Origin of the sequence: Streptomyces xanthochromogenes (genome assembly GCF_014650455.1) — a bacterium.
Taxonomy (GTDB): Bacteria; Actinomycetota; Actinomycetes; order Streptomycetales; family Streptomycetaceae; genus Streptomyces; species Streptomyces xanthochromogenes.
Genome location: NZ_BMUZ01000015.1, coordinates 159,040 through 183,334, shown reverse-complemented (window position 1 = coordinate 183,334; position 24,295 = coordinate 159,040). Strand labels below are relative to the sequence as shown.

Annotated in this window: 19 protein-coding genes; 11 read left to right on the top strand and 8 right to left on the bottom strand. The window is 71.6% G+C overall.

All coding sequences use genetic code 11. The features are described 5' to 3' along the window. Nucleotides 1-45: 45 nt before the first annotated feature. Genes IE267_RS33325 through IE267_RS33315 form a run of 3 tightly spaced genes read left to right on the top strand, consistent with a single transcriptional unit; the run spans nucleotide 46 to nucleotide 3,757 of the window. Nucleotides 46-1,113, top strand: a complete 1,068-nt coding sequence (locus tag IE267_RS33325) for a glucose-1-phosphate thymidylyltransferase (RefSeq protein ID WP_167153263.1) — start codon at nucleotides 46-48, stop codon at nucleotides 1,111-1,113. Beyond that, on the top strand, nucleotides 1,110-2,159 hold the full coding sequence (gene rfbB, locus IE267_RS33320; RefSeq protein WP_229861550.1) for a dTDP-glucose 4,6-dehydratase: 1,050 nt from the start codon (nucleotides 1,110-1,112) through the stop codon (nucleotides 2,157-2,159). The genes IE267_RS33325 and rfbB overlap by 4 nt, the downstream gene beginning before the upstream one ends. Continuing rightward, on the top strand, nucleotides 2,156-3,757 hold the full coding sequence (locus IE267_RS33315) for an FAD-dependent oxidoreductase (RefSeq protein WP_229861549.1): 1,602 nt from the start codon (nucleotides 2,156-2,158) through the stop codon (nucleotides 3,755-3,757). The genes rfbB and IE267_RS33315 overlap by 4 nt, the downstream gene beginning before the upstream one ends. Nucleotides 3,758-3,881: 124 nt before the next feature. Here the strand turns inward: IE267_RS33315 and IE267_RS33310 are convergent, their stop codons facing one another. Then, entirely contained in the window at nucleotides 3,882-4,505 is a 624-nt protein-coding gene (locus tag IE267_RS33310; RefSeq protein WP_189765706.1) for a dTDP-4-dehydrorhamnose 3,5-epimerase family protein, read from the bottom strand. Between the two features lie 128 nt (nucleotides 4,506-4,633). Between IE267_RS33310 and IE267_RS33305 the strand changes: the two genes are divergently transcribed. The 6 genes from IE267_RS33305 to IE267_RS33280 are packed head-to-tail and all read left to right on the top strand — an operon-like array spanning nucleotide 4,634 to nucleotide 11,469. Further along, nucleotides 4,634-5,695, top strand: coding sequence for an NAD-dependent epimerase/dehydratase family protein (locus IE267_RS33305; RefSeq protein ID WP_229861548.1), 1,062 nt, complete (start codon nucleotides 4,634-4,636; stop codon nucleotides 5,693-5,695). Between the two features lie 39 nt (nucleotides 5,696-5,734). Further along, a complete protein-coding gene (gene rfbH, locus IE267_RS33300; protein WP_161250886.1) occupies nucleotides 5,735-7,036 on the top strand; it encodes a lipopolysaccharide biosynthesis protein RfbH in 1,302 nt (433 codons plus the stop codon). A gap of 51 nt (nucleotides 7,037-7,087) precedes the next feature. Further along, nucleotides 7,088-8,545 carry an NDP-hexose 2,3-dehydratase family protein gene (locus IE267_RS33295; RefSeq protein ID WP_167153258.1) on the top strand — a complete coding sequence of 486 codons (1,458 nt, stop codon included), beginning with the start codon at nucleotides 7,088-7,090 and terminating at the stop codon, nucleotides 8,543-8,545. Next, nucleotides 8,538-9,698, top strand: a complete 1,161-nt coding sequence (locus IE267_RS33290; protein WP_308428868.1) for a Gfo/Idh/MocA family protein — start codon at nucleotides 8,538-8,540, stop codon at nucleotides 9,696-9,698. The genes IE267_RS33295 and IE267_RS33290 overlap by 8 nt, the downstream gene beginning before the upstream one ends. Continuing rightward, nucleotides 9,691-11,265, top strand: a complete 1,575-nt coding sequence (locus IE267_RS33285; RefSeq protein ID WP_373304624.1) for an acyl-CoA carboxylase subunit beta — start codon at nucleotides 9,691-9,693, stop codon at nucleotides 11,263-11,265. Before IE267_RS33290 ends, IE267_RS33285 begins: the two co-directional genes overlap by 8 nt. 9 nt (nucleotides 11,266-11,274) lie before the next feature. After that, nucleotides 11,275-11,469, top strand: coding sequence for an acyl-CoA carboxylase subunit epsilon (locus IE267_RS33280; protein WP_161245400.1), 195 nt, complete (start codon nucleotides 11,275-11,277; stop codon nucleotides 11,467-11,469). A gap of 611 nt (nucleotides 11,470-12,080) precedes the next feature. Here IE267_RS33280 and holA read toward each other — a convergent pair. Then, nucleotides 12,081-13,067: a DNA polymerase III subunit delta gene (holA, locus tag IE267_RS33275; RefSeq protein ID WP_189765704.1), complete on the bottom strand. Its 987-nt coding sequence runs from the start codon at nucleotides 13,065-13,067 to the stop codon at nucleotides 12,081-12,083. Nucleotides 13,068-13,159: 92 nt separating this feature from the next. Between holA and IE267_RS33270 the strand changes: the two genes are divergently transcribed. Continuing rightward, on the top strand, nucleotides 13,160-13,408 hold the full coding sequence (locus IE267_RS33270) for a hypothetical protein (protein ID WP_189765703.1): 249 nt from the start codon (nucleotides 13,160-13,162) through the stop codon (nucleotides 13,406-13,408). Nucleotides 13,409-13,462: 54 nt separating this feature from the next. Here IE267_RS33270 and IE267_RS33265 read toward each other — a convergent pair whose 3' ends face one another. Then, a complete protein-coding gene (locus IE267_RS33265) occupies nucleotides 13,463-14,344 on the bottom strand; it encodes a YceI family protein (RefSeq protein ID WP_189765702.1) in 882 nt (293 codons plus the stop codon). A 309-nt stretch (nucleotides 14,345-14,653) separates the two neighbouring features. On the opposite strand from IE267_RS33265, the gene IE267_RS33260 reads away from it, so the two are divergent. Continuing rightward, entirely contained in the window at nucleotides 14,654-15,115 is a 462-nt protein-coding gene (locus IE267_RS33260) for a pyridoxamine 5'-phosphate oxidase family protein (RefSeq protein WP_189765701.1), read from the top strand. Nucleotides 15,116-15,188: 73 nt separating this feature from the next. On the opposite strand, the gene IE267_RS33250 is transcribed toward IE267_RS33260, so the two are convergent. The 5 genes from IE267_RS33250 to leuS all read right to left on the bottom strand — a co-directional run bounded on the left by IE267_RS33250 (nucleotide 15,189) and on the right by leuS (nucleotide 24,177). Next, complete coding sequence (locus tag IE267_RS33250; RefSeq protein ID WP_444545473.1) at nucleotides 15,189-17,570, bottom strand: ComEC/Rec2 family competence protein; 2,382 nt, start codon at nucleotides 17,568-17,570, stop codon at nucleotides 15,189-15,191. A 458-nt stretch (nucleotides 17,571-18,028) separates the two neighbouring features. Then, on the bottom strand, nucleotides 18,029-19,177 hold the full coding sequence (locus tag IE267_RS33245; protein WP_189765700.1) for a ComEA family DNA-binding protein: 1,149 nt from the start codon (nucleotides 19,175-19,177) through the stop codon (nucleotides 18,029-18,031). A 154-nt stretch (nucleotides 19,178-19,331) separates the two neighbouring features. Continuing rightward, nucleotides 19,332-20,177, bottom strand: coding sequence for a DegV family protein (locus IE267_RS33240; RefSeq protein ID WP_189765699.1), 846 nt, complete (start codon nucleotides 20,175-20,177; stop codon nucleotides 19,332-19,334). 313 nt (nucleotides 20,178-20,490) lie between these two features. Beyond that, the gene (locus IE267_RS33235) at nucleotides 20,491-21,183 is read right to left on the bottom strand and encodes a hypothetical protein (protein ID WP_161248033.1); all 693 of its coding nucleotides are present in this window, start codon (nucleotides 21,181-21,183) and stop codon (nucleotides 20,491-20,493) included. A 120-nt stretch (nucleotides 21,184-21,303) separates the two neighbouring features. Then, the gene (leuS, locus tag IE267_RS33230; protein ID WP_189765698.1) at nucleotides 21,304-24,177 is read right to left on the bottom strand and encodes a leucine--tRNA ligase; all 2,874 of its coding nucleotides are present in this window, start codon (nucleotides 24,175-24,177) and stop codon (nucleotides 21,304-21,306) included. Nucleotides 24,178-24,295 lie beyond the last annotated feature (118 nt).

The following is a 24,295-nucleotide window of genomic DNA, read 5'->3' as shown; positions in this document are numbered from 1 at the left end:
TGTTGATGTGTCGATCACGACGTAACCACGACAGAAGAGGACCCCATGAAGGCTCTGGTTCTGAGCGGCGGTACGGGAAGCCGACTGCGCCCGTTCAGCTACTCCATGCCCAAGCAGCTCATCCCGATCGCCAACAAGCCCGTCCTTGAGCGGGTGCTCGACAACATCCGCGATCTCGGTGTCACCGAGATCGGCATCATCGTCGGCAACCACGTCGAGGAGATAGCCGAGGCGATCGGTGACGGCTCCCGGCTCGGCGTCGAGATCACCTACATCCCGCAGGAGAGCCCGCAGGGACTCGCCCAGTGCGTGCAGCTCGCCCAGGACTTCCTCGGCGACGACGACTTCGTGATGTACCTCGGCGACAACATGCTCCCCGAGGGCATCGCCGAGGCCGCCGCCGAGTTCCACGCGCTGCGCCCGGCCGCCCAGGTTTTGGTCGCCCAGGTCGAGGACCCGCGCGCCTTCGGCGTCGCCGAGGTCGACGCGACCGGGATCGTGGAGCGGCTCGTCGAGAAGCCCCCGGTGCCGCGCTCCAACCTGGCGCTCATCGGCGTCTACTTCTTCACCCCGGCCATCCACGAGGCCGTCGACTCGATCGTGCCGAGCGCGCGCGGCGAGCTGGAGATCACCGACGCCATCCAGTGGCTGGTCACCAACGGCTCGACCGTCCGGGCCCAGGAGTACCGCGGGTACTGGAAGGACACCGGCCGCGTCGAGGACGTCCTCGAATGCAACCAGATGCTGCTCGACGGCATCGAGCGCCGGGTGGACGGCGAGGTCGACGACCAGAGCGTGCTGATCGGCGCGGTCGTCGTCGAGGCCGGCGCGAGGATCTCGCGGTCCTTCGTGGAGGGGCCCGTCGTGATCGGCGCGGGCACGGTCCTGGAGGACAGCCACGTCGGCCCGCACACGTCCATCGGCCGGGACTGCGTCCTGTCCGGCACCCATCTCGACTACTCGATCGCCCTCGACGGTGCGACGATCTCCGCGGTGCGGGGCCTGCACGGCTCCCTGCTCGGCAGGTCCGCGGCCGTCACGGGGATCGACCTGGCAAGCCGCCACCACCGCCTGGTGGTCGGCGACCACACCCGCGTGGAGGTCGCGGCATGACGAACACCGGCACCGAGACGAGCAGTACGGACGAGAGCGGCACGGAGAAGAGCGCCTTGAACAAGATCCTGGTCACCGGCGGCGCGGGCTTCATCGGCTCGCACTACGTCCGCACGCTGCTCGCGGGCGGCTACGAGGGCTACGAGAACGCCGAGGTCACCGTCCTCGACAAGCTCACCTACGCGGGCAACCGCGAGAACCTGCCCGCCGCGCACCCCCGGCTGACCTTCGTCGAGGGCGACATCTGCGACCTGCCGCTGCTCCTGGAGCTGTTCCCGGGCCACGACGCGGTCGTGCACTTCGCGGCCGAGTCCCACGTGGACCGTTCGCTTGAGTCGGCCGCCGAGTTCATCGCCACCAACGTGGGCGGCACCCAGAACGTGATGGAGGCCGCGCTGCGCGCCGGCGTCCGGCGCGTGGTGCACGTCTCCACCGACGAGGTGTACGGCTCCATCGACGAGGGCTCCTGGACCGAGGAGTGGCCACTGCTTCCCAACTCCCCGTACGCCGCCTCCAAGGCGGGCTCGGACCTCATCACCCGGGCCTACTGGCGCACCCACGGCCTGAACGTGTCGATCACCCGCTGCTCCAACAACTACGGGCCCTACCAGCACCCGGAGAAGCTGATACCGCGCTTCGTCACCAACCTCCTGGAGGGCGAGACGGTCCCGCTGTACGGCGAGGGCGCCAACATCCGCGAGTGGCTGCACGTCGACGACCACTGCCGCGCCATCCAGCTGGTCCTCACCAAGGGCCGCGCGGGCGAGATCTACAACGTGGGCGGCGGCAACGAGCAGACCAACCGCCAGATCACCGAGCGCCTCCTGGAGCTGACCGGCAACGACTGGTCGAAGGTGGTCCGGGTCGCCGACCGCAAGGGCCACGACCTGCGCTACTCGCTCAGCGAGGCGAAGATCGCCGAGGAGCTCGGCTACGCGCCGCGCATCTCGTTCGAGGACGGCCTCGCCGAGACCGCCGCCTGGTACCGCGACAACCCCGGCTGGTGGAAGGCGGTCAAGCACGCGCCGCAGGAGGGCCAGAAGTGACGCTGCTCAACGAGACGGCGCCCGCACCCCAGGTGCTGGTCGTGGGCGCCGGACCGGTCGGGCTCAGCGCCGCCCACGAGCTGGCCCGGCACGGTGCCCGGGTCCGGCTCGTGGACGCGGCGGCCGGCCCGGCCACCACCAGCCGGGCGCTCGCCACACACGCCCGCACCCTCGAGACGTACGACCAGATGGGCATCCTGGACGAGCTGCTGCCGCGCGGCCAGCGGGTGGAGCACTTCACGCTCCACCAGAACGGCCGCCGCCTGATCCGTTTCGACACCGACTACAGCCGGCTGCCCACCCGCTTCCCGTTCACCTTGATGGTCGACCAGGTCATCACGGAGGAGGTGCTGCGCACCGCGACGGCCCGCCGGGGCGTCGAGGTCGAATGGGGCGTGCGCCTCACGGAGTTCGAGGACCTGGGCTCCGACGGCGTACGGGCCCATCTCGTCCACACCGACGGCACGACCGAGACCGTCACGGCCGACTGGCTGGTCGGCACGGACGGCGGCCACAGCACCATCCGCAAGCAGCTCGGCCTGAAGCTCGAAGGGGAATCGAGCGAGACCTGGCTGATCGCGGACGCCACCGTCCACTGCGACCTGCCGAAGGACAGCATCCACTGGATGCGCACCCCGACCGGCACCGTGATGATGGTGCCGTTCCCCGAGCCCGGCAAGTGGCGTCTGCTCGACACCGCGGAGACGTCCTACGGCGGCGACGACGCGATGGTGGCCCGGCGCTTCGCGGCGAAGATCAGCACGGGTACGGGCAGGCCCGCCGTGGTCGAATCACCCTCCTGGGTCTCGGTGTTCACCATCCAGCAGCGCATGATCGGCCAGATGCGCAACGGCCGGGTGCTGCTCGCCGGCGACGCGGCGCACGTGCACAGCCCGGCCTCCGGGCAGGGCATGAACACCGGTGTCCAGGACGCGGTCAACCTGTCCTGGAAACTCGCCGCGGTCCTGCGCGGCGAGGCCCCGGACTCCCTCCTGGACAGCTACAGCGACGAACGGGTGCCGGTGGGCGCGGAGTTGCTGCGCACCACCAAGATGGCGACGATGCTGGTCCAGCTCAAGAGCCGCAGGGCGGCGGCCGCACTGCGCGCCGCGTTCACGGTGCTGCGCTCGCTGCCCCCGGTCAAGGGCCGCATCCAGCGCAAGATCATGGGCGGCATGTCGGCGCTCGGCCTCGGCTACGCGGCGGGTCCCCTGGCCCACGCGTCGGCGCCCTCGCCGGGTGTACGCCCCGGCGAACGCGTGGCCCGCGTCACGGCGCCGGACCTCGTCACCAGCCCCGGCTGGCAGGAGGTCATCGCCGAACTTCAGCGCCCCGAATGGCTGTTGCTCACCTTCGGCGCGGCCCCCGAGGACCGTTACGGCCCCTCGGTCCGCGTCCGCACGGTCAACACCCCGGGCCCGGACACCCTGTCCGACCCGGCCGGCCACCTGTCCACCGCTCTGGGCGCCCCCGCGGGCACCTGGCTCCTGATCCGCCCCGACGGCTACCTGGCCGCGCGCGGCACAGCGAAGGAGTCCCCGTCGACCGCACTGACCTCCCTGGGAATCCACCCCGCCGAATCCCGTCAACTCGCCTAGCAGAAAAGCCAATTGGGCCCGCTCCGGACATTGTCCGGTGGCGGGCCCAACTGGTGCCGGGGGAAGAATCGGCCCCTCCGGCGTTCGAGGAGCGGGGGGTCCGGGGGGCGGCGCCCCCCGGTACCTAGGCCGCGCGCCGCGAACCCTCAGCATCCCTCCCGTAGAGGGAAAGGCACTGCGCGTACGTGGGAAGCAACCCGAGTTCCAGGGCCTCCGCGACGGTAGGAGCCCCCGCGTCCTTCTCGGACAGTACGGGGTCCCCCGTGAGCCACCGCGACCACGGCAGCCCCAGCTCCGGGTCGAACGCCCGCAGATCGAGCTGCGTGCCCGGCACGTACTCGGTGGAGCAGAGATAGCTGATGCACGTGTCGTCGGTCAGCGCCACGAACCCGTGCGCGAGCCCCTCCGCCACGAACATCGCCCGCCCGTCCCGCGCGTCGAGCACCGTGGTCACGTGCTCGCCGAACGTGGGCGAGCCCACGCGCACGTCGACGACGACGTCGAGGAGCGCCCCGCGCACGCAGCTGACCAGCTTGGCCTGGCCCGGCGGGATGGCCACGCCGTGCAGCCCGCGCACCGTGTTGCGCGAGGAGGCCGAGTAGTTGACCTGGCGCGGCACGAACTCGTGGCCGGTCTCGGCGGCGAGCAGGTCGTAGCGGTATGACTCGTGGAAACTGCCGCGGGGGTCCGTCAGCAGCTTCGGCATGATGCGGTACGCGTCCGGTACGGCGGTCTCTTCGATCCTCATGGTGGCGGACGGTAGGCGCCCCGACTCAAGTTCCGGTAGCGCCGCATGACCACCTGTCCAGCGGTCCCCGAGCGCCACCCGCCACAGTGCCGCTCAAACCGCGCATACAGGAGGTAGCCACGGTGTCGGTGAACGACCGAAGAGCAGGCGGCAGGGGCGGCGGCGCCGGATCGGTGGTGGTGCTCGGCGCCACGGGTTTCGTGGGCCGGCACGTCTGCGAGGTGTTCGACGCGGCGGGCTGGCGGGTGACGGGTGTCGCCCGCAGCGTACGAGGGCCCGCAACTCCCTACGAAAGAGCGGCACTTGACGTGGTGGGCGCCGAGCCGGACCGCATCGCGGCGCTGCTCGACGAGCGCGCCGCCGAGGTGGTGGTGAACGCCGCGGGCGCGGTGTGGCAGGCCACCGAGGACGACATGACGCGCGCCAACGCCGAGCTGGTGGAGCGCCTGGTCGCCGCGACCGCCCCGCTGGCCGGGCGGCCCCGGCTCATCCAGCTCGGCTCCGTGCACGAGTACGGCCCGGTGCCGCGCACCGGGATCACCGAGGACACCCCGACCGCACCGGTCACCCCGTACGGCCGCTCGAAGCTCGCCGGGGCCCGCGCGCTCCTGGAGGCGACGGCGGCGGGCGCGGCGGAGGGCCTGGTGCTGCGCGTGTCGAACGTGTCGGGGCCCGGCACCCACCGGGCCAGCCTCCTCGGCATGGTGGCCCACCATCTCGCCACCTCCGCCCCCGAGCCGCTGCGGCTCGCCCCGCTGCTCGCCCACCGCGACTTCGTGGACGTACGCGACGTGGCGGACGCGGCGCTCGCCGCGGCCCGCTCCGACGCCAGCGGACGGGTGCTCAACATCGGTGGTGGGCAGGCGACTTCGGTCCGCAGTCTGGTCCTGCGCCTGACCGAGCTCGCGGGCGCGGCCGCCGAGATCGTGGAGGCGCCGAGCGCGGGCGGCAGGCCGCCGGAGGCCGAGTGGCAGCGCATGGACATCGGGCGCGCCGAGCGGCTCCTGGGCTGGTCACCGCGGCGCAGCCTGGACGACTCGCTGCGCGATCTGCTCGCCCACGCACGCGTCGCCGTCGAGCGCGGGCCGTCGCCCGGCGCCCCGAGCACCGGGTCCACCGCGCATCGCGAGCCGTTGTCCAGTGCCCTTCAAGTCGTCCCCACAAGTATGGCCGTGTCGGATCACCGCTGAGGGCTTCGTGCCGAACTGACGACCATGGAGGCAGCCAAGATGAGTGACACCAAGGCACGGATTCTCGATTCTGTGCGGGAGTACCACCTCGAGAAGGAGCCGTCCCGCGAGTTCGTGCCGGGGGTCAGCGAGATCTGGCCGTCCGGCGCGGTCCTGGAGCCGGCGGACCGGGTGGCGCTGGTGGAGGCGGCGCTCGACATGCGGATAGCCGCCGGCACCAGCTCCCGCAAGTTCGAGTCCCGCTTCGCCCGCTACATGAAGCGGCGCAAGGCCCACCTGGTGAACTCCGGTTCCTCGGCCAACCTGCTCGCCATGTCGGCGCTCACCTCGCCGCACCTGGAGGACCGCCGCCTCAAGCCCGGCGACGAGGTCATCACGGTGGCCGCGGGCTTCCCCACCACCGTCAACCCGATCCTGCAGAACGGTCTCATCCCGGTCTTCGTGGACGTCGAGCTGAAGACGTACAACACGACCGCCGAGCGCATCAAGGCGGCCGTCGGCCCCAAGACGCGGGCCATCATGGTCGCGCACGCGCTCGGCAACCCGTTCGAGGTCGCCGAGGTCGCGCAGATCGCCGAGGAGAACGACCTCTTCCTCGTCGAGGACAACTGCGACGCGGTCGGCTCGCTCTACAACGGTCAACTCACCGGCACCTTCGGCGACTTGACGACCGTCAGCTTCTACCCCGCGCACCACCTGACGATGGGCGAGGGCGGCTGCGTACTGACGTCGAACCTGGCGCTCGCCCGCATCGTGGAGTCGCTGCGCGACTGGGGCCGGGACTGCTGGTGCGAGCCGGGCGAGAGCGACCGCTGCTTCAAGCGCTTCCAGTACCAGCTGGGCACCCTGCCGGCCGGCTACGACCACAAGTACATCTACTCGCACATCGGCTACAACCTGAAGGCCACCGATCTGCAGGCCGCGCTCGGTCTGACGCAGCTCGACAAGGTCGACGACTTCACCGCCGCCCGCCGCCACAACTGGCAGCGCCTGCGGGAGGGCCTGGAGGGCGTCCCGCACCTGATCCTGCCGGAGGCCACCCTCGGCAGCGAGCCCAGCTGGTTCGGTTTCGTCATCACCGTCGACCCCGACGCGCCGTTCAAGCGCAAGGAGTTGGTGAACTTCCTGGAGGAGCGGAAGATCGGCACCCGCAACCTGTTCGCCGGCAACCTGACCCGTCAGCCCGCCTACGTGGACGCCCCGCACCGGATCGTGGGCGATCTGACCAACTCCGACATCATCACCGAGCAGACCTTCTGGATCGGCGTCTACCCCGGCCTCACCGACGAGCACACCGACTTCATGACGGCCTCGATCCGGGACTTCGTCGCCGGCTGGTGACGGACTCAGACACCCCTCAACCCGAGCACCCCTGACGAGGAGAGAGCGTACATGTCGTCGACACTTGCGGAGCTGACTGAGCTTCAGCCGGTGGTCCAGCCCCGTGAGCCGGTGTCGGTCGCCGACCGGATCGCGGCGTCCGCGGCCACCACCGGCGGGCACCTGACCACCGGGGAGTTCCACCACTGGTTCGCCGAGCGCAGGAAGGCGGGCCGCTTCCACATCGAGCGCATCCCGTTCTCCAAGCTGCGCGGCTGGTCCTTCGAGCCGGACACCGGCAACCTGGTGCACTCCAGCGGCCGTTTCTTCAGCGTCGAAGGGCTGCACGTCACCACCGACGACGGCCCGCACAAGGAGTGGTACCAGCCCATCATCAAGCAGCCCGAGGTCGGCATCCTGGGCATCCTGGTGAAGGAGTTCGACGGCGTACTGCACTTCCTGATGCAGGCCAAGATGGAGCCGGGCAACCGCAACCTGCTCCAGCTCTCCCCCACCGTGCAGGCCACCCGCAGCAACTACACCAAGGTCCACCAGGGTACGGACGTGAAGTACATCGAGTACTTCACGGGCAGTGGGCGGGGCCGCATCCTCGCCGACGTACTCCAGTCCGAGCACGGCTCGTGGTTCTACCACAAGAGCAACCGCAACATGATCGTCGAGGTGGACGGCGACGTCCCGCTCGACGAGGACTTCTGCTGGCTGACCCTGGGCCAGATCTCCGAACTCCTGCACCAGGACAACCTGGTGAACATGGACTCGCGCACCGTACTTGCCTGTCTGCCCGCCTACAGCGCGGGCGGCGTCCGCGGGGACGAGTTCAGCCAGTCCCTGGCCCGCTCGCGCGACCCGCACGCCGGCGCCCTGCTCACCGACGTCGACCTGCTGTCCTGGTTCACCTCCGAGCGCTCGCGCTACGACGTGCAGGCGGACCGGATACCGCTGGACGACGTGCCGGGCTGGACCCGCGACGAGGCGCGCATCGGCAAGGACGACGGCCGCTGGTTCAACGTGGTCGCGGTCGAGGTGCAGGCCGGCAACCGCGAGGTCACCAGTTGGACGCAGCCCCTGATCGAGCCGTGCAGCCGGGGCATCGCCGCCTTCCTCGCCCGCTCCTTCGACGGTGTGCTGCACGTCCTGGCCAACGCCAAGGTCGAGGGCGGCTTCCTCGACACGGTCGAGCTGGCCCCCACCGTGCAGTGCTCCCCGGACAACTTCGAGGGCCTCCAGGTCCGCCCGCCGTTCCTGGACCTCGTCCTGGGCGCGGACTCCGAGCGCATCCGCTACGACGCCATCCACTCGGAGGAGGGCGGCCGGTTCCTCTACGCGGAGAACCGCTACCTGGTCATCGAGGCCGACGAGCAGGAAGCCCCCATCGAACCGCCCACCGGCTACCAGTGGGTGACGGTCAGTCAGCTCACAGCACTGATCAAGCACGGCCACTACGTCAATGTGCAGGCCCGGACCCTCCTCGCCTGCCTCAACGCCATGGGACATCTGACGGATGACTGATCGACCCCTGCGCATCGCCGTCCTCGGCACCGCCGACATCGCCCGCCGTCGGGTGCTGCCCGCCATGGCGGCCGACCCGGACATCGAGCTGACCGCGGTGGCGAGCCGGGACGGCGGCCGCGCTCGGGAGGTCGCGGAGCAGTTCGGCTGCGCGGCAGTCGAGTCCTACGACGCGGTCCTCACGCGGGACGACGTGGACGCGGTGTACGTGCCCCTGCCCATCTCCCTGCACGCCGAGTGGGCGGGCCGGGCGCTGCGCGCGGGCAAGCACGTCCTGGCCGAGAAGCCGCTCACCGCCGACCGGCCGACCACCGAGGCACTGCTCGGCCTGGCGCGCGCCTCGGGCCTGGTCCTGATGGAGAACGTCATGTTCGTCCATCATCCCCAGCACTCGGTGGTACGGGAGCTGGTGACGAGCGGCGCGATCGGTCAACTCCGCGCGTTCAGCGCCGCGTTCGCGATCCCGGCCCTGCCGGCCGGGAACATCAGGCACCGCCCGGAACTGGGCGGCGGCGCCCTGCTGGACGTCGGCTACTACCCGGTGCGGGCCGCCCTGTACTTCCTGGGCGCGGGCCTGGAGATCGTCGGCGCCGCCCTGGAGAGCTCGGGCGGCTCGGCGGTGGAGACGTCCGGCGCGGTGCTGGTCCGCTCGCCTTCCGGGGTGCTCGGGCAGCTGGCCTTCGGCATGGAGCACGCCTACCGCTCGGCGTACGAACTGTGGGGCAGCGAGGGGCGGATCCGCGTCGAGCCGGCGTTCACGCCGCCCGCCGACCACAAGCCGGCGGTGTGGATCACGGACGCGCACGGGCCGCGCGAGCTGACCCTGGCCCCGCACGACCAAGTGGCCGCCACTGTCCAGGCGTTCGTCCGTGCGGTGCGTTCCGGTGCCGTCGAGTCGCCGGACGCCGGGGAGTGCCTGGAGCAGGCGGGCCTGCTCGACGCGGTCCGCGCGCGGGCCACGCACCAGCGGCCCCCGCAGACGGTTTCGACGCGTCCTGCGTCGCCTTCTGCCGCGCTTTCCACCTCGCTTTCCACCTCGCCGTCCGTTTCGCCTTCTGCCTCACCTTCTTCTGCCTCACCTTCTGCTTCGCCTTCTGTTTCGCCTTCTGTTTCGCCTCCGGATGAGGAAAGGACCGACCGTGACCGTGACTGAGCAGCCGCCGCCGGTGACCGCGGCCGTGCGCGTCGCCGAACTTCACGTCCTGCGCGAGCAGGCGAGGCTCGGCCCGAGCGAGAAGGCCACCGAGGCCCAGCGCGCCAAGGGCAAGCTGACCGCCCGTGAGCGCATCGACCTGCTCCTCGACCCGGACTCGTTCCACGAGGTCGAGCAGCTGCGGCGGCACCGGGCCGTGGGGTTCGGTCTGGAGGCGAAGAAGCCGTACACCGACGGTGTGATCACCGGCTGGGGCACGGTCGAGGGCCGCACGGTCTTCGTCTACGCGCACGACTTCCGCATCTTCGGCGGCGCGCTGGGCGAGGCCCACGCCACGAAGATCCACAAGATCATGGACATGGCCATCGCGGCCGGTGCCCCCCTGGTCTCCCTGAACGACGGCGCCGGTGCCCGTATCCAGGAGGGCGTCAGCGCGCTCGCCGGCTATGGCGGCATCTTCCAGCGCAACACCCGGGCCTCGGGCGTGATCCCGCAGATCAGCGTCATGCTCGGCCCGTGCGCGGGCGGCGCCGCCTACAGCCCGGCGCTCACGGACTTCGTGTTCATGGTCCGTGAGACCTCGCAGATGTTCATCACCGGACCGGACGTGGTGCAGGCGGTCACCGGCGAGGAGATCACCCAGAACGGCCTCGGCGGCGCGGACGTGCACGCCGGGGTGTCGGGCGTCTCCCACTTCGTCCACGACGACGAGGAGACCTGCCTGGCGGAGGTCCGCTACCTGATCTCGCTCCTCCCCTCGAACAACCGGGAGATGCCCCCGCCGCTGCCCCCGGGCGACGACCCGGCGGACCGCCGCACCGACGTGCTGCTCGACCTGGTCCCGGCGGACGGCAACCGCCCGTACGACATGCGCAAGGTCCTCGAAGAGATCGTCGACCACGGCGACCTGCTCGAAGTCCACGAGCACTGGGCGCGGAACATCATCTGTGCGCTCGCCCGCATCGACGGCCGTGTGGTGGGCATCCTGGCGAACCAGCCGCAGTTCCTCGCGGGTGTCCTGGACATCGAGGCGAGCGAGAAGGCAGCCCGCTTCGTCCAGCTCTGCGATGCCTTCAACATCCCGCTGCTGACCCTGGTCGACGTGCCGGGCTTCCTGCCGGGCGTCTCGCAGGAGCACGGCGGGATCATCCGCCACGGAGCGAAGCTGCTCTACGCGTACTGCAACGCGACGGTCCCGCGCATCTCGCTGATCCTGCGCAAGGCCTACGGCGGCGCGTACATCGTCATGGACTCCCAGTCCATCGGCGCGGACCTCACCTACGCGTGGCCCACCAACGAGATCGCGGTGATGGGCGCGGAGGGGGCGGCGAACGTCATCTTCCGCCGGGAGATAGCGGGTTCGGACCATCCGGAGGCGGTACGGGCCGAGAAGATCGCGGCCTACAAGTCGGAACTCATGCACCCCTACTACGCGGCCGAGCGCGGCCTGGTCGACGACGTCATCGACCCCGCCGAGACGAGGAAGGTCCTCGCGGCGGCCCTGGCGATGCTCCGCACCAAGCACGCCGACCTGCCGTCCCGCAAACATGGCAACCCCCCGCAGTGAGGAGCGAGCGTGCCGAACGATTCGACTGAACCCCTGTTCCGCGTACTGAGAGGCACCCCGACGGAGGCCGAACTGGCCGCCCTGACGGTGGTCCTCCTCTCCCTGTCGGCGGAACCCACCGCCGCCCTGGCCCCCGTGATCCCCCTGGCCGCCTGGCGCCGCCAGCCCTACGCACCCCCGGTGAGCTGGCGCCGAGCCGCCTGACGCAACCCCCTGAAGGCCCCGGGCACAGCCCGGGCCCTCCAGGCACACGGGGAGCGGAAGTTGATGGCAGGGGCGCAGCCCGGTCCCTCCAGGGGCGCGGGAAGCGGAAGTTGATGGCAGGGGCGCAGCCCGGGCCCCTCAGGGGCGCGGGGAACTGCGCGACCAGCCCACGGCAGCCCGCACCCGACCGACAGGGAGCAGGAGTTGGAGGCAGGGCGCAGCCCAGGCCCCTCAGGGGCGCGGGGAACTGCGCGAACGGCCCGCAGCAGCCCGCACCCGACGGACAGGGAGCAGGAGTTGGAGGCAGGGCGCAGCCCGAGCCCCTCAGGGGCGCGGGGAACTGCGCGAACGGCCCGCAGCAGCCCGCACCCGACGGACAGGGGGCGGGAGTTGGAGGCAGGGCGCAGCCCGAGCCCTCCAGGGGCGCGAGGAACTGCGCGACCAGCCCACGGCAGCCCCCACCCGACCGACAGGGAGCAGGAGTTGGAGGCAGGGCGCAGCCCAGGCCCCTCAGGGGCGCGGGGAACTGCGCGAACGGCCCGCAGCAGCCCGCACCCGACGGACAGGGGGCGGGGCGGAGCCCCGCGCGAGGGGCCCGGGGTGCAGCCCCGTCAGCGCCCCGTCCGCGCCGCCCGCGCGATGGCGACAACGGCCTTCTCCAGGGCGTACTCGGGGTCGTCCCCCCCGCCCTTCACCCCCGCGTCCGCCTCGGCCACGGCCCGCAGGGCCAAGGAAACCCCGTCCGGCGTCCACCCCCGCATCTGCTGGCGCACCCGGTCGATCTTCCACGGCGGCATCCCGAGCTCCCGCGCGAGATCCGCCGGCCGCCCGCCCCGCGCGGACGACAGCTTCCCGATCGCCCGCACGCCCTGCGCCAGCGCGCTGGTGATCAGCACCGGCGCGACCCCCGTCGAGAGCGACCACCGCAGCGCCTCCAGCGCCTCCGCGGCCCGTCCCTCCACCGCCCGGTCGGCGACGGTGAAGCTGGACGCCTCGGCCCGGCCCGTGTAGTAGCGCCCGACGACGGCCTCGTCGATCGTGCCCTCCACGTCCGCGCACAGCTGCGACGCCGCGGAGGCCAGCTCCCGCAGATCGCTGCCGATGGAGTCGACCAGCGCCTGGCACGCCTCGGGCGTGGCCGAACGCCCCAGCGCCCGGAACTCCTGCCGTACGAACGTGAGCCGCTCGGCCGGCTTCGTCGTCTTGGGACACGCGACTTCCCGCGCTCCCGCCTTCCGGGCCGCGTCGAGGAGCCCCTTGCCCTTGGCGCCGCCGGCGTGGAGCAGCACGAGGGTGATCTCCTCGGCGGGCGCGTCGAGATACGCCTTAACGTCCTTGACCGTGTCCGCAGAGAGGTCCTGCGCGTTGCGGACCACCACCACCTTCCGCTCGGCGAAGAGCGAGGGGCTGGTCAGCTCGGCGAGCGTGCCGGGCTGCAACTGGTCGGAGGTCAGGTCACGCACATCGGTGTCGGAGTCGGCGGCCCGGGCGGCCGCCACCACCCGCTGCACGGCGCGGTCGAGCAGCAGGTCCTCCTGGCCCACGGCGAGCGTGACGGGGGCGAGCGGATCGTCGGTGGAATTCTTCCTGGTGGCCATCGCCGTCCAGCATCCCACGGGCCACTGACAGTGCCCGTCCGCCCGCTCCCCCACCGCGCCGAGACCCGCCGGGCATGTCGGAGAATGGCCAGGTGAACGATGTGACCCGACACGTACTGGTACTCCCGGACCGCGACGCCGCCGAGGAGGTGGCCGCCGAGCTGACCGACCTGTTCGGTCTCGCCGAGGAGCCTCAGCTGGTCCGCGACGCCCTGGCCGGCGAGGACGACGCCGAGGACGCCCAGTGGCTCGTCGTCGTCGAGGACCCCGGCGCCCGTCTGGACCCGAAGGCCCTGGACACCTTGGTCGCCGAACACGACGGCTGGCTCGAATCCCCCTGACCGCCCCTGGTCGCCCCGGGCCTCCGCGGCCCCCGCGGCCACCCCTGACCGGGGTCAGCCCTCCTTCGGCACGACCTGGATGTCGAGGTCGATCGAGATCGACGACCCGATCGCCGCGATCCCCCGCGCCAGCATGGTCTGCCAGGTGAGCGTGAAGTCCTCGCGGTGCAGCTCGGTGGTGGCCCGGCAGGCGCCCCTGGTCTCGCCCCCGAGCCCGGTCCCCAGGCCCAGGTACTGCGTGTCCAGCGTCACCGTACGGCTCACACCGTGCAGCGTGAGTCCGCCGATGATCGCCCACCGACCGGCGCCGCGGTGCACGAAGCGGTCACTGTAGAACTCCATCGTCGGATAGCTGCCGACGTCCAGGAAGTCGCCCGACCGCAGGTGGTCGTCGCGCATCCCGACCCCGGTGTCGATGGACGCGGTGTCGATGATGACGTGCATCGCCGACCCTTCCATGCGCTCACCGATCCGGATGGCCCCGGCGAACGTGTTGAACCTGCCGTGGATGCGGGCCAGGCCGATGTGGCTCGCCGTGAAGCCGATCTGGGAGTGCGTCGGATCGAGTTCCCACTCGCCCGGCTCCGGCAGCGTGGGCGGGGCGGCGATCTGGAGCGTGATGTCGCCGAGCGCGGCGAGCCCACTCGCGGGGACAGTGGCGTTGCCGTGGAAGGGCGTATATCCGTCGGCCGTGACGGCCAGCCGGTATTCACCTGCCGGGACCGTCGTGACCAGCGTGCCGAACGGGTCGGTCTCCCCCGCCACGACCTTGCGGCCCGAGGCGTCACTGACCACGTACTCGGCCCGCTGGACAGGCTCGCTGACGGGGTCGAGCACACGACAGCTGAGCACACCCGCGGTCGGAGGCACCGAGAGGCCGGCCAGCGGCCCGGAACGAGAACTGGTCGAGCTCTTGCCGAACCAGCGGCTGAACACTGTGCACGCACCCCCGTGCGTAGAAATTTCTGCCGGGCCGCGCAGGGGGCAGACATCCTCGTCCGTCCTCGCCACAGCAGGACTACGGCCCCTTGACGAAGACGCATTCGATCACTGTTGTGCCGTTCGAGGCAAACGCGGAGCCTGGGCACTGCTGAGGCACCTGTCACCAGAGGCCCGAATTGGCCATTCCGCTTGTGCGCGCCTAGTCGGCCGTCTTCCGGCCGTTCCCCGCTCCGACCTGGCCCGGAGGTCCTAGGTCCGGCGCCCGAGGCACCTGTCCCCCAACGCCCGCTACCGTGACGGGACATGACGACACATGAGCCGCCGCGCACGCGCGAACAGCGCAAGCAGGACGTCCTGACCCGCCTCGAAAAGGACGAGGACGCCTGGGTCGCGACCGCCTCCGCCTCGGGTGAACCCCACCTCATGCCTCTCTCCTTCGTCTGGGAACACGGCTCGCTCCTGATGTGCACCCGGCGCACCAACCCCACCCTGCGCAACCTGGAGTCCGGCGACCGCCCGGTGCAGGTGACGCTGGGCCACACCCGGGACGTCGTCCACATCACCGGCACCGCGACCGTCGTCCCGGCCGGCGAACTTCCCGGTGCCTCGGCCGACGCCTTCGCCGCCAAACTCGTCTGGGACCCGCGCGACAGCGGCCCCTCCTACACCTACTTCCGTGTCGCCCCCCAGCGCATCCAGGCCTGGCGCGAGGTCAACGAGATCCCCGACCGCGACCTGATGAGCGAGGGCACCTGGCTCGTCTGAGCCGTCAACTTTCCCGACTGTTCATTGACTTGGGGATGCACCCGCCGCTCCTCAATTGAATTGGGGCCGCACCTCAAGGCCCCCTCCCCCGAGCCGCGGCCCGGGGCACGGCCCTCAGCGAGTCCCCCGCTCCCACGACCGCGATCGCCCCGTCCGTGTCCGTCCGCAGCACCGCCGCTCCCCATGCCCGCAGCACGGCGACCGTGCCGGGCGCGGGGTGGCCATAGCGGTTGTCCCGGCCCACCGAGATCAGCGCCAGTCTCGGACGTACGGCCCTGAGCAGGGCGGGCTCCTGGTGCGCCGAGCCGTGGTGGGCGACCTTGAGGACGTCGACCCGCCCGAGCCCCGGGTTCTCGCGCAACAGGCCTCGCTGGGAGGGCGGTTCAAGATCGCCGGGCAGCAGCAGGGTCAGCCCCGCGGCGGCATGGACGAGCAGGGTGACGCTGGCGTCATTCGGCCCGTCCAACCCCGGCCCCGGGCGCGGACTCGGGCGCGGACTCGGCGTCAGCGGTGATGCCGGTGGCGGTACCGGTGCCGTCGGCAGACCGGGTGGTGCTGAGCTCTGCCTGCCCGGCTGCGGTGGCGGCGATAGCGGTGGCAGTGGCGGTGGCCACAGCACCTCCCAGGAGAGCCCGCCCAACGCCCGCCGCTCGCCGTACGCGGCGGTCGTCACCGGCACCCCGCCCGCAGCGGCGGTGCGCCGGACGAACGCGGCCTGGTCGGGCGGATCCGCGAACCCCGTCGTCTCGATCACCCCCACCGATCGGCCCCGCAACACCCCGGCGAGACCCCCAACATGATCAGCATGGAAATGGGTGAGCAGGAGCAACGGAATCCGGCTCACGCCGAGTTCATGCAGGCAGCGATCGACCGCCAGGGGCTCCGGCCCCGTGTCGATCACCACCGCCACCCCCGCTCCAGCGGCAAGCACCGTGGCATCCCCTTGCCCCACATCGCACATCGCATACGACCAGCCCGGCGGCGGCCATCCGGTGACGAGCCTGGTCAGTGGGGCGGGCCGCACCACCGCGAGCAGGACGAGAAGCGCGAGCGAGGCGGCCGCCCAGGGATACCGGGACAGCCGACGCGCCGTGAGCACCGCCACCCCGGTCACGATCGCCAGGAGCAGTCCCCCGCGCCAGCCGCCGGGCCACCCCGACTGCGCCCCGGGCAGGGCCGCGCCGGTACGGGCCACCGATGCGATCCACCCGGCTGGCCAACCCGCGCACCAGGCAAGAAACTTGGCGACAGCCATGGAGACCGGAGCGGCGGCCAGGGCGGCGAAGCCCGCGATCGTCGCCAGTGCCACCGCCGGCTCGGCCAGCAGATTGCAGGGCACGGCAACCAGGCTGACCCGCTCCGCGAACACGGCCACCACCGGCGCGCACACGGCCTGCGCCGCCCCCGCAGCGGCCAGCACCTCGGCGAGCCGACCCGGCACCCCGCGCCGGCGCAGCGCCTCGGCCCAGCCCGGCGCGATCGTGAGCAGCGCCCCCGTCGCGAGGACCGAGAGCATAAAGCCATAACTGCGGGCCAGTTCGGGCGCGTACAGCACCAAGAGCAGTACGGCGGCGGCCAGCGCCGGGATCAGCGATCTGCGTCGGCCCGTGCCGATGGCGAGCAAGGTGACCAGCCCGCAGGCCGCGGCTCGCAGCACGCTCGGCTCCGGCCGGCACACCACCACGAAGGCGAGCGTGAGCGCTCCGCCGAGCAGTGCCGTCGCCCGCAAGGAGATCCCGAGCCTCGGGGCGAGGCCGCCCCGCTCGGCCAGCAAGGCCCGGCCCGGCGCTCCGATCAGCAGTGCCAGCATGATGGCCAGGTTGCTTCCGGACACGGCCATGAGGTGCGTCAGGTCGGTCGCCTCGAAGGCAGCCTTCAGATCGGGCGTCACCCGCGAGGTGTCGCCGACGACCAGGCCGGGCAGCAGTGCCCGCGCATCCGGCGCAAGCCCTTCGGCCGCCCTGCGCAGTCCGATCCTGAGCTCACCGGCCATACGTTGTAGGACAGTTGGCGGCCCGATGATGCGAGGCGGCCCGCCCGGAGCCTTCAGCACGGCGGCGACTCCCTCGCCCCCCGGCGCGAGTCGACCGGTCACCCGCACCCGGGTCGACGGCAGGAGCCCCTGCCAGCTCGCGGGCGCGATCACCAGGACCGGCGTATGCACCAGATCGGTCCTGCCGCTCGGACCCAGGACCCGTTCGACCTCCGTGTCCACCGCGAACGTCGCCCCGCCCCAGCCCGGCGAACGGGTCGCTCGCGGATCGGCGCGCACCACCAACTCCACGGTCGCCTGCCGGAACTCGGCCGCGAGCGCGGGCAGCGGCCCGCGCCGCGTCTCGGCGGCATTCAGCCCTCCGGCCACGATCCCGGCCGCCGCACAGACCAGAACCCCGGCCACCGCACCCCGATACCGCCAGATCCCTTGACCAGCCCAACAGCCCTGCCCGCCGCCCAACCCACTGCGCCCGCTCCGACTCCGATCCCGGACCCCGTCCCCACCCCCATCCCCATCTCGGTCCCGGACCCCATCTCCGCCCCGGTCCCGGGCCCCATCTCCGTCCAGAGCCCCATCTCCGTCCCGGTCCCGCCCCCCATGCCGATCACCGGCCCCGCCCCGATCCCCCGCCCCGCCCCACTCACGTCGCGACCCCGCGTTCGCGCCCCTGCCCCGGTCCCGGCCCCCGACCCACCGCGCCAGCGCTCGTCCGGCCGTCGGCGCCACCAGCACCCCGGCCGCCACCAGGCATGCAAGCGCACCCCAACTTGATTGCGCAGCAGTTGAGTTGAGTGCCGCGGCCGTGCCTCCCCACGCTCCGAGCGCCGGGCCTACCAGTCGCAGGTCGGCCGGCCCCTCCCGGAACGGGTTGGCCGCGCCCAGCCGGTGTCCGGACCCGGCGTGGATCTCAAGGCGGCTCACAGCCGCACCAGTGGCTGCAGGTCGTCGAACCTTCGCTCGCCGATCCCGTTCACCTCACGCAGTTCATCGACCGAGCGGAAGCCGCCGTGCTGAGCGCGGTAGTCCACGATGTGCTGCGCGAGCACCGGGCCGACCCCGGGCAACCCGTCCAACTGGTCCACCGAGGCGGAGTTGAGGTTGACCGGCCCGCCCGCTCCTCCGGCAGAGCCGCCGCCTCCGGTGCTGGCCCCCGGCCCGGCCGGAGCCGCACCCGGCACCCCGGCCAACACTTGCTCGCCGTCCGTGAGCGGTCGGGCCCGGTTGAGGCCCGTCAGATCCGCGCCCTCTCGCACGCCGCCCGCAGCGGCCAGCGCGTCGGCGACCCGGGACCCGTTGGGCAACCGGTAGATCCCAGGCCGGCGCGCCTTCCCGCCGACGTCCACCACGAGCACCCCCGCCGGTGACGGCGCCGCGTTCGCCACTGGGCGGGGCATCGCACCGGCGCCCGCGATCCCGCCCCCTGAGCCGCGGCCTGCCCCCTTCCCCGCAGCCGCGGACGCGGACCCCGACGGCGCAGGCTCTGCCCCGTCGACCCGTTCGGGGGCGCGCACGGACTGCGGCCGCCCGACCCAGAAGTGGTGGATGGCGAACCCCGCCGCGACCACCAGCACCACGCACAGCGCGGCCAGGCTGCGCGGCGCGAGCCCGCACCTCGACTGGGCCCACAACGGAAGCCGTTCCCGCAGGGCCGCCGACACCCGTTCGCGTACGCCGAGCACGACAGCTGGAGGGGGGACGGCCGAAGCGTCCGACAGGGGCGGATTTCTTTCCGGGCGCTCGTTCCAGTGGGCCGCGCCCCGGCCCCGCACCTCCCGCTCGGGCAGGAGCCGCTCAGGCACGAGCCGCTCGGGCGCAAGCGCCGACTGCCCGAGGGTGCGTGCCGTCGCCGCGGCCGGTGCGGGTGGCGGAGCCGGCTCGGGCGGCGAGGCCGCCATGCCGGGCGGGGGTGGCAGGAAGAGCGCGTCCGCGCGGCTTCGTGCGGTCAGGACGGATACAGGGGCCTGGGTGGCGCGGCCTCGGCGGCCGTACCCGGGACGGGCCCGGCCGTCCGAGCCGGGGGCCCGGCCCGGTCCGCTCGTGGCGGTGCGTGGTGATCGGATTGCCATGTCACGAGACGTTAGGCACCCGGGCCGAAGCTCGCTGAGCACCCTCAATTTCCGTGGAAAACCGCCTAGTTGTGGATAACTCGGCCACCCGTAAGAGGGAGTTGAGGAGCGGATCGCGCGGGTCCGGGGCCCCGGGGCGGGCTCGCAGTCCGGCTCAGCGCGGCGAGACGATGGCGCCCAGGAGCCCCGGTCCCGTATGCGCGCCGATCACCGCTCCGACCTCGCTCATGTGCAGGTCGACCAGGCCCGGCACCCGCGCCCGCAGCCGTTCGGCAAGCGCGGCGGCTCGGTCCGGCGCCGCGAGATGGTGCACCGCGATGTCGACCGGGCTGCTCCCGGCCCGCTCGACCACGATCTCCTCAAGACGCGCGATGGCCTTCGAGGCGGTGCGGACCTTCTCCAGCATGTCGATCCGGCCGCCGTCGAGCTGGAGCAGCGGCTTGACCGCGAGGGCCGAGCCGAGCAGGGCCTGTGCGGCCCCGATCCGGCCGCCGCGGCGCAGATAGTCCAGGGTGTCGACGTAGAAGAAGGCGGAGGTCGCATCGGCCCGCTTCTCGGCGGCGGCCACCGCCTCGTCCAGCGAGCCGCCCGCCTCGGCGACCTCGGCCGCGGACAGCGCGCAGAAGCCGAGGGCCATCGCGACCATCCCGGTGTCGACTACCCGCACCGGCACCGGCGCGTCCTTGGCGGCCAGCACGGCGGCGTCGTAGGTGCCGGAGAACTCGGCCGACAGATGCAGCGAGACGATCGCGGTCGCCCCCGCTTCGGCGACCCTGCGGTAGGCGGCCGCGAACACCTCGGGGCTGGGCCGGGAAGTGGTGACGGGGCGTCGCTTCTGCAGGGCGAGCGCGAGGGAACGGGCCGAGATCTCGGTGCCCTCCTCCAGCGCCTGGTCCCCCAGGACAACGGTCAGCGGCACTGCGGTGATGCCGTGCCGCTCCATCGTCTGCGGCGGCAGATAGGCCGTTGAATCGGTGACGATCGCGACATGGCGGGACATGAGCGGGAGGTTACCCGCCGAGGCCGCTGCGCGGCAGCCCGGCCCTGGGTCAGTGATCAGTTCGGGTCAGCCCGTGGCGGCCTGTTCCAGCGCCTTGACCTGGTGTTCGCCGGTTCTGCCCACGACTTCGGGGCGGGCACCTTCTGTCTACGGGTTCTGCCTACGGGTGCGTGATCGGCCCGCGCCTCGGGGCGGAGGCATTCGGCCGCAGGTGCGTGATCGACCGATGGCTTCGGGGCGCGTCCCCTTCCGCCACGGACACGCGATCAGCTCGTCGCTTCGGGGCGGGGCACCTTCTGCCACGGACACGCGATCAGCTCGTCGCTTCGGGGCGGGGCGCCTTCTGCCACGGGTAGGTGACCGGCTGCTGGGCCGGGCCTATCGCCTGCGGTGCCTGGGCGGACGGCGCGGGGTGGCCCGGAACGTCGTCCCAGGACGGGTGTTCACCCGTCGTCGGCCCCTTGACCGACCAGTCCCGCAGGGCGCCCGACTCCATCTCGATCTGCTGGCTGAGCGAGGCGAGGTCGTCGTCGGCGAACTGCCGTGCCCGGTCCCGGGCCGCCCAGCGCAAGGAGTCCGCCGCGTGCGTGATCCGCTCGGTGCGCTCGCGGAGCTGGGGCATCCGCTCAGCGATCTTGCGCTTGTCCGGCTCGCGCTCCAGGCGCCTCAGCTCGTCGTCCAGTTCGTGGCCGTGCCCGCTGAGCCGCTCGAACAGCGCGAGCGACTCCTTCAGGGACTCGTCCTCGGCCAGGCGCGCGTGCAGCGCCTCCTGGGTGGCCCGCATCGAGTTGCGCAGCGAGAGCCGCAGCTGGGCGAGCTGGCCGGCGACCCCGGGCTGGCCCACGCTCTTGGCCTTGAGCGTGGTGTCCTCCACCGTCCGCCGGGCCTGGGTCACCGTCCGTTCCACCCCGCGCTTGGCGGCCCCGACCACCTTGACCGTCACGTACACACCGAGCGCCACGAAGGCGACGAACAGCAGCGCCATGATCAGGATCGCGGCTTCCATGAACGTCCCCTCGGTCGGTCGGCATCGTCCCCTCCACCGTAAACGGAACGGGCAGGCCGTGGGTTCCCGCGGAACCCCCAACCTGCCCGTAGGGGAAAGCCCCCACTGCCGTTTCGGCCCCTAGGCGGGGACGATGTTCACCAGCTTCGGTGCACGCACGATGACCTTGCGGATGCCCGCGCCGTCCAGCGCCGCGACGACGCCCTCGTCGGCCAGCGCCAGCTTCTCCAGCTCGTCGTCGGAGATGGTCGGCGGAACCTCCAGGCGGGCCTTGACCTTGCCCTTGATCTGGACGACGCAGGTCACGGCCTCGTCCACGACGTAGGCGGGGTCGGCGACCGGGAAGTCGCGGTGCACCACGGAGTCGGTGTGGCCCAGCTTGCGCCACAGCTCCTCGGCGATGTGCGGAGCCAGCGGGGCGATCAGCAGCACCAGCTGTTCGGCCACCGGTCGCGCCAGCGGGCCGCCCGCCTTGGTCAGGTGGTTGTTCAGCTCGGTGATCTTGGCGATGGCGGTGTTGAAGCGCAGCCCCGCCAGGTCTCCGCCGGCGCCGTCGATCGCCTTGTGCAGGGCGCGCAGCGTCGCCTCGTCGGGCTCGGCGTCGGTGACCGTGGCCTCGCCGGTCGCCTCGTCGACGATGTTGCGCCACAGCCGCTGCAGCAGCCGGTACTGGCCGACCACCGCGCGGGTGTCCCAGGGGCGCGAGACGTCCAGCGGGCCCATCGCCATCTCGTACAGACGCAGGGTGTCGGCGCCGTACTCGGTGCAGATCTCGTCCGGAGTCACGGCGTTCTTCAGGGACTTGCCCATCTTGCCCAGCTCGCGCTTGACGGGCTCGCCCGCGTAGAAGAACTTCCCGTCGCGCTCCTCGACCTCGGCGGCCGGCACCGGGAAACCGCGGCTGTCCCGGTAGACGTACGCCTGGATCATGCCCTGGTTGTACAGCTTGTGGAACGGCTCGGCCGAGGAGATGTGGCCCAGGTCGAAAAGGACCTTGGACCAGAAGCGCGCGTACAGCAGGTGCAGCACGGCGTGCTCGGCGCCGCCGACGTACAGGTCGACACCGCCGGTGGGCATGCCGTCGCGCGGGCCCATCCAGTACTGCTCGATGGCGGGGTCGACCAGCTTGTCGCTGTTGTGCGGGTCCAGGTAGCGCAGCTCGTACCAGCAGGAACCGGCCCAGTTGGGCATGGTGTTGGTCTCGCGGCGGTACTTCTTGACGCCGTCGCCCAGGTCCAGCTCGACGTTGACCCAGTCCTCGTTGCGGGACAGCGGGGTCTCCGGCGAGGTGTCGGCGTCGTCGGGCTCGAAGGTGCGCGGCGAGTAGTCGTCGACCTCCGGCAGTTCCAGGGGCAGCATCGACTCGGGCAGCGAGTGGGCGATGCCGTCCTCGTCGTAGACGATCGGGAAGGGCTCGCCCCAATAGCGCTGGCGGCTGAACAGCCAGTCGCGCAGCCGGAAGTTGACGGTGCCCTCGCCGATGCCGCGCTCGGTCAGCCAGTCGGTCATCCGCGCCTTGGCCTCGACGACGCCCAGGCCGTCCAACGAGATCTCGCCGTTGGCGGAGTTGACCAGCTTCGCGTCGTAGGAGCCGAACGCCTCGTCCCACGTCGAGGCGTCGGTGCCGCGGTCGTCGTCGGGCTGCACGACGCAGCGCATGGGCAGCTCGAAGGCGCGCGCGAAGGCGAAGTCGCGGGTGTCGTGCGCCGGGACGGCCATGATCGCGCCGGTGCCGTAACCCATCAGTACGTAGTCGGCGATGAAGACGGGAACCTTTTCACCGCTCACCGGATTGGTGGCGAACGCGCCGGTGAAGACGCCGGTCTTCTCCTTGGCGTCGGCCTGGCGCTCCACGTCCGACTTGGCCGCGGCGAACGCGCGGTACTTGGCCACGGCCTCGGCCGGGGAGGCGTGGCCGCCCGTCCACACGTCGTGGGTGCCTTCGGGCCAGGTGGCCGGGACGATCGTGTCGACCAGCTCGTGCTCGGGCGCCAGGACCATGTAGGTCGCGCCGAACAGGGTGTCCTGACGGGTCGTGAAGACGGTGATCGCGTCGGTGTCGGTGACCTTGAAGTCGACGCGGGCACCCTCGGAGCGGCCGATCCAGTTGCGCTGCTGCAGCTTGATGGCGTCCGGCCAGTCCAGCGCGTCCAGGTCGTCGATCAGGCGGTCCGCGTAGGCGGTGATCCGCATGTTCCACTGGCGCAGCTTGGACTTGAAGACGGGGAAGTTGCCGCGCTCGGAACGGCCGTCGGCGGTGACCTCCTCGTTGGCCAGGACGGTGCCCAGGCCGGGGCACCAGTTGACCGGCGCGTCGGAGGCGTACGCCAGGCGGTACTCGCCCAGGACGTCGGCGCGCTCGGCCTCGCTCAGCGCGGCCCAGTCACGGCCGCCGGGGACCTCACGGCTGCCGTCCTCGAACGCGGCGACCAGCTCGGCGATCGGGCGGGCCTTCTGCGCGTCGGTGTCGTACCAGGAGTTGAAGATCTGCAGGAAGATCCACTGGGTCCACTTGTAGTACTCCGGGTCGATCGTCGCGATCGACCGGCGCTTGTCGTGGCCCAGGCCCAGCCGGCGCAGCTGGCGCTTCATGTTGTCCATGGCGGCCTCGGTCGACACCCGCGGGTGCGTGCCGGTGGCGACCGCGTGCTGCTCGGCGGGCAGGCCGAAGGCGTCGAAGCCCAGCGTGTGCAGCACGTTGTGGCCGGTCATGCGCTGGTGGCGGGCGTAGACGTCGGTGGCGATGTAGCCCAGCGGGTGGCCGACGTGCAGACCCGAGCCCGAGGGGTACGGGAACATGTCCATGATGAACTTCTTGGGCCGGGCGACGACCGCGGGGTCACCGGCCAGGTCGCCCGTCGGGTTCGGCGCCGCGTAGGTGCCGTCGGCGTCCCAGAAGTCCTGCCAGCGTGCCTCGATGTCGGCGGCCATGGCCGCCGTGTAGCGGTGCGGCGCGGCCGTCTCTGCGGCGGCAGCGGTATTCGTCTCGCTCATGTCCTCAAAGCTCCATCGATCGTCTCTGCCAGCGGTTACGAGCGTTCGTCCGTCGATCCGCCATCGAATCGCCAAACGAAAAAACCCCTCGCACAGGAGGGGGCGCCGCGCCGAGTCC

Excerpts from the sequence above, each read along its gene's own strand:
- IE267_RS33325 (WP_167153263.1), top strand. The coding sequence starts at position 46 with ATGAAGGCTCTGGTTCTGAGCGGCGGTACGGGAAGCCGACTGCGCCCG.
- rfbB (WP_229861550.1), top strand. The coding sequence starts at position 1,110 with ATGACGAACACCGGCACCGAGACGAGCAGTACGGACGAGAGCGGCACG.
- IE267_RS33310 (WP_189765706.1), bottom strand. The coding sequence starts at position 4,505 with ATGAGGATCGAAGAGACCGCCGTACCGGACGCGTACCGCATCATGCCG.
- rfbH (WP_161250886.1), top strand. The coding sequence starts at position 5,735 with ATGAGTGACACCAAGGCACGGATTCTCGATTCTGTGCGGGAGTACCAC.
- IE267_RS33295 (WP_167153258.1), top strand. The coding sequence starts at position 7,088 with ATGTCGTCGACACTTGCGGAGCTGACTGAGCTTCAGCCGGTGGTCCAG.
- IE267_RS33290 (WP_308428868.1), top strand. The coding sequence starts at position 8,538 with ATGACTGATCGACCCCTGCGCATCGCCGTCCTCGGCACCGCCGACATC.
- holA (WP_189765704.1), bottom strand. The coding sequence starts at position 13,067 with ATGGCCACCAGGAAGAATTCCACCGACGATCCGCTCGCCCCCGTCACG.
- IE267_RS33260 (WP_189765701.1), top strand. The coding sequence starts at position 14,654 with ATGACGACACATGAGCCGCCGCGCACGCGCGAACAGCGCAAGCAGGAC.
- IE267_RS33245 (WP_189765700.1), bottom strand. The coding sequence starts at position 19,177 with ATGGCAATCCGATCACCACGCACCGCCACGAGCGGACCGGGCCGGGCC.
- IE267_RS33240 (WP_189765699.1), bottom strand. The coding sequence starts at position 20,177 with ATGTCCCGCCATGTCGCGATCGTCACCGATTCAACGGCCTATCTGCCG.
- IE267_RS33235 (WP_161248033.1), bottom strand. The coding sequence starts at position 21,183 with ATGGAAGCCGCGATCCTGATCATGGCGCTGCTGTTCGTCGCCTTCGTG.
- leuS (WP_189765698.1), bottom strand. The coding sequence starts at position 24,177 with ATGAGCGAGACGAATACCGCTGCCGCCGCAGAGACGGCCGCGCCGCAC.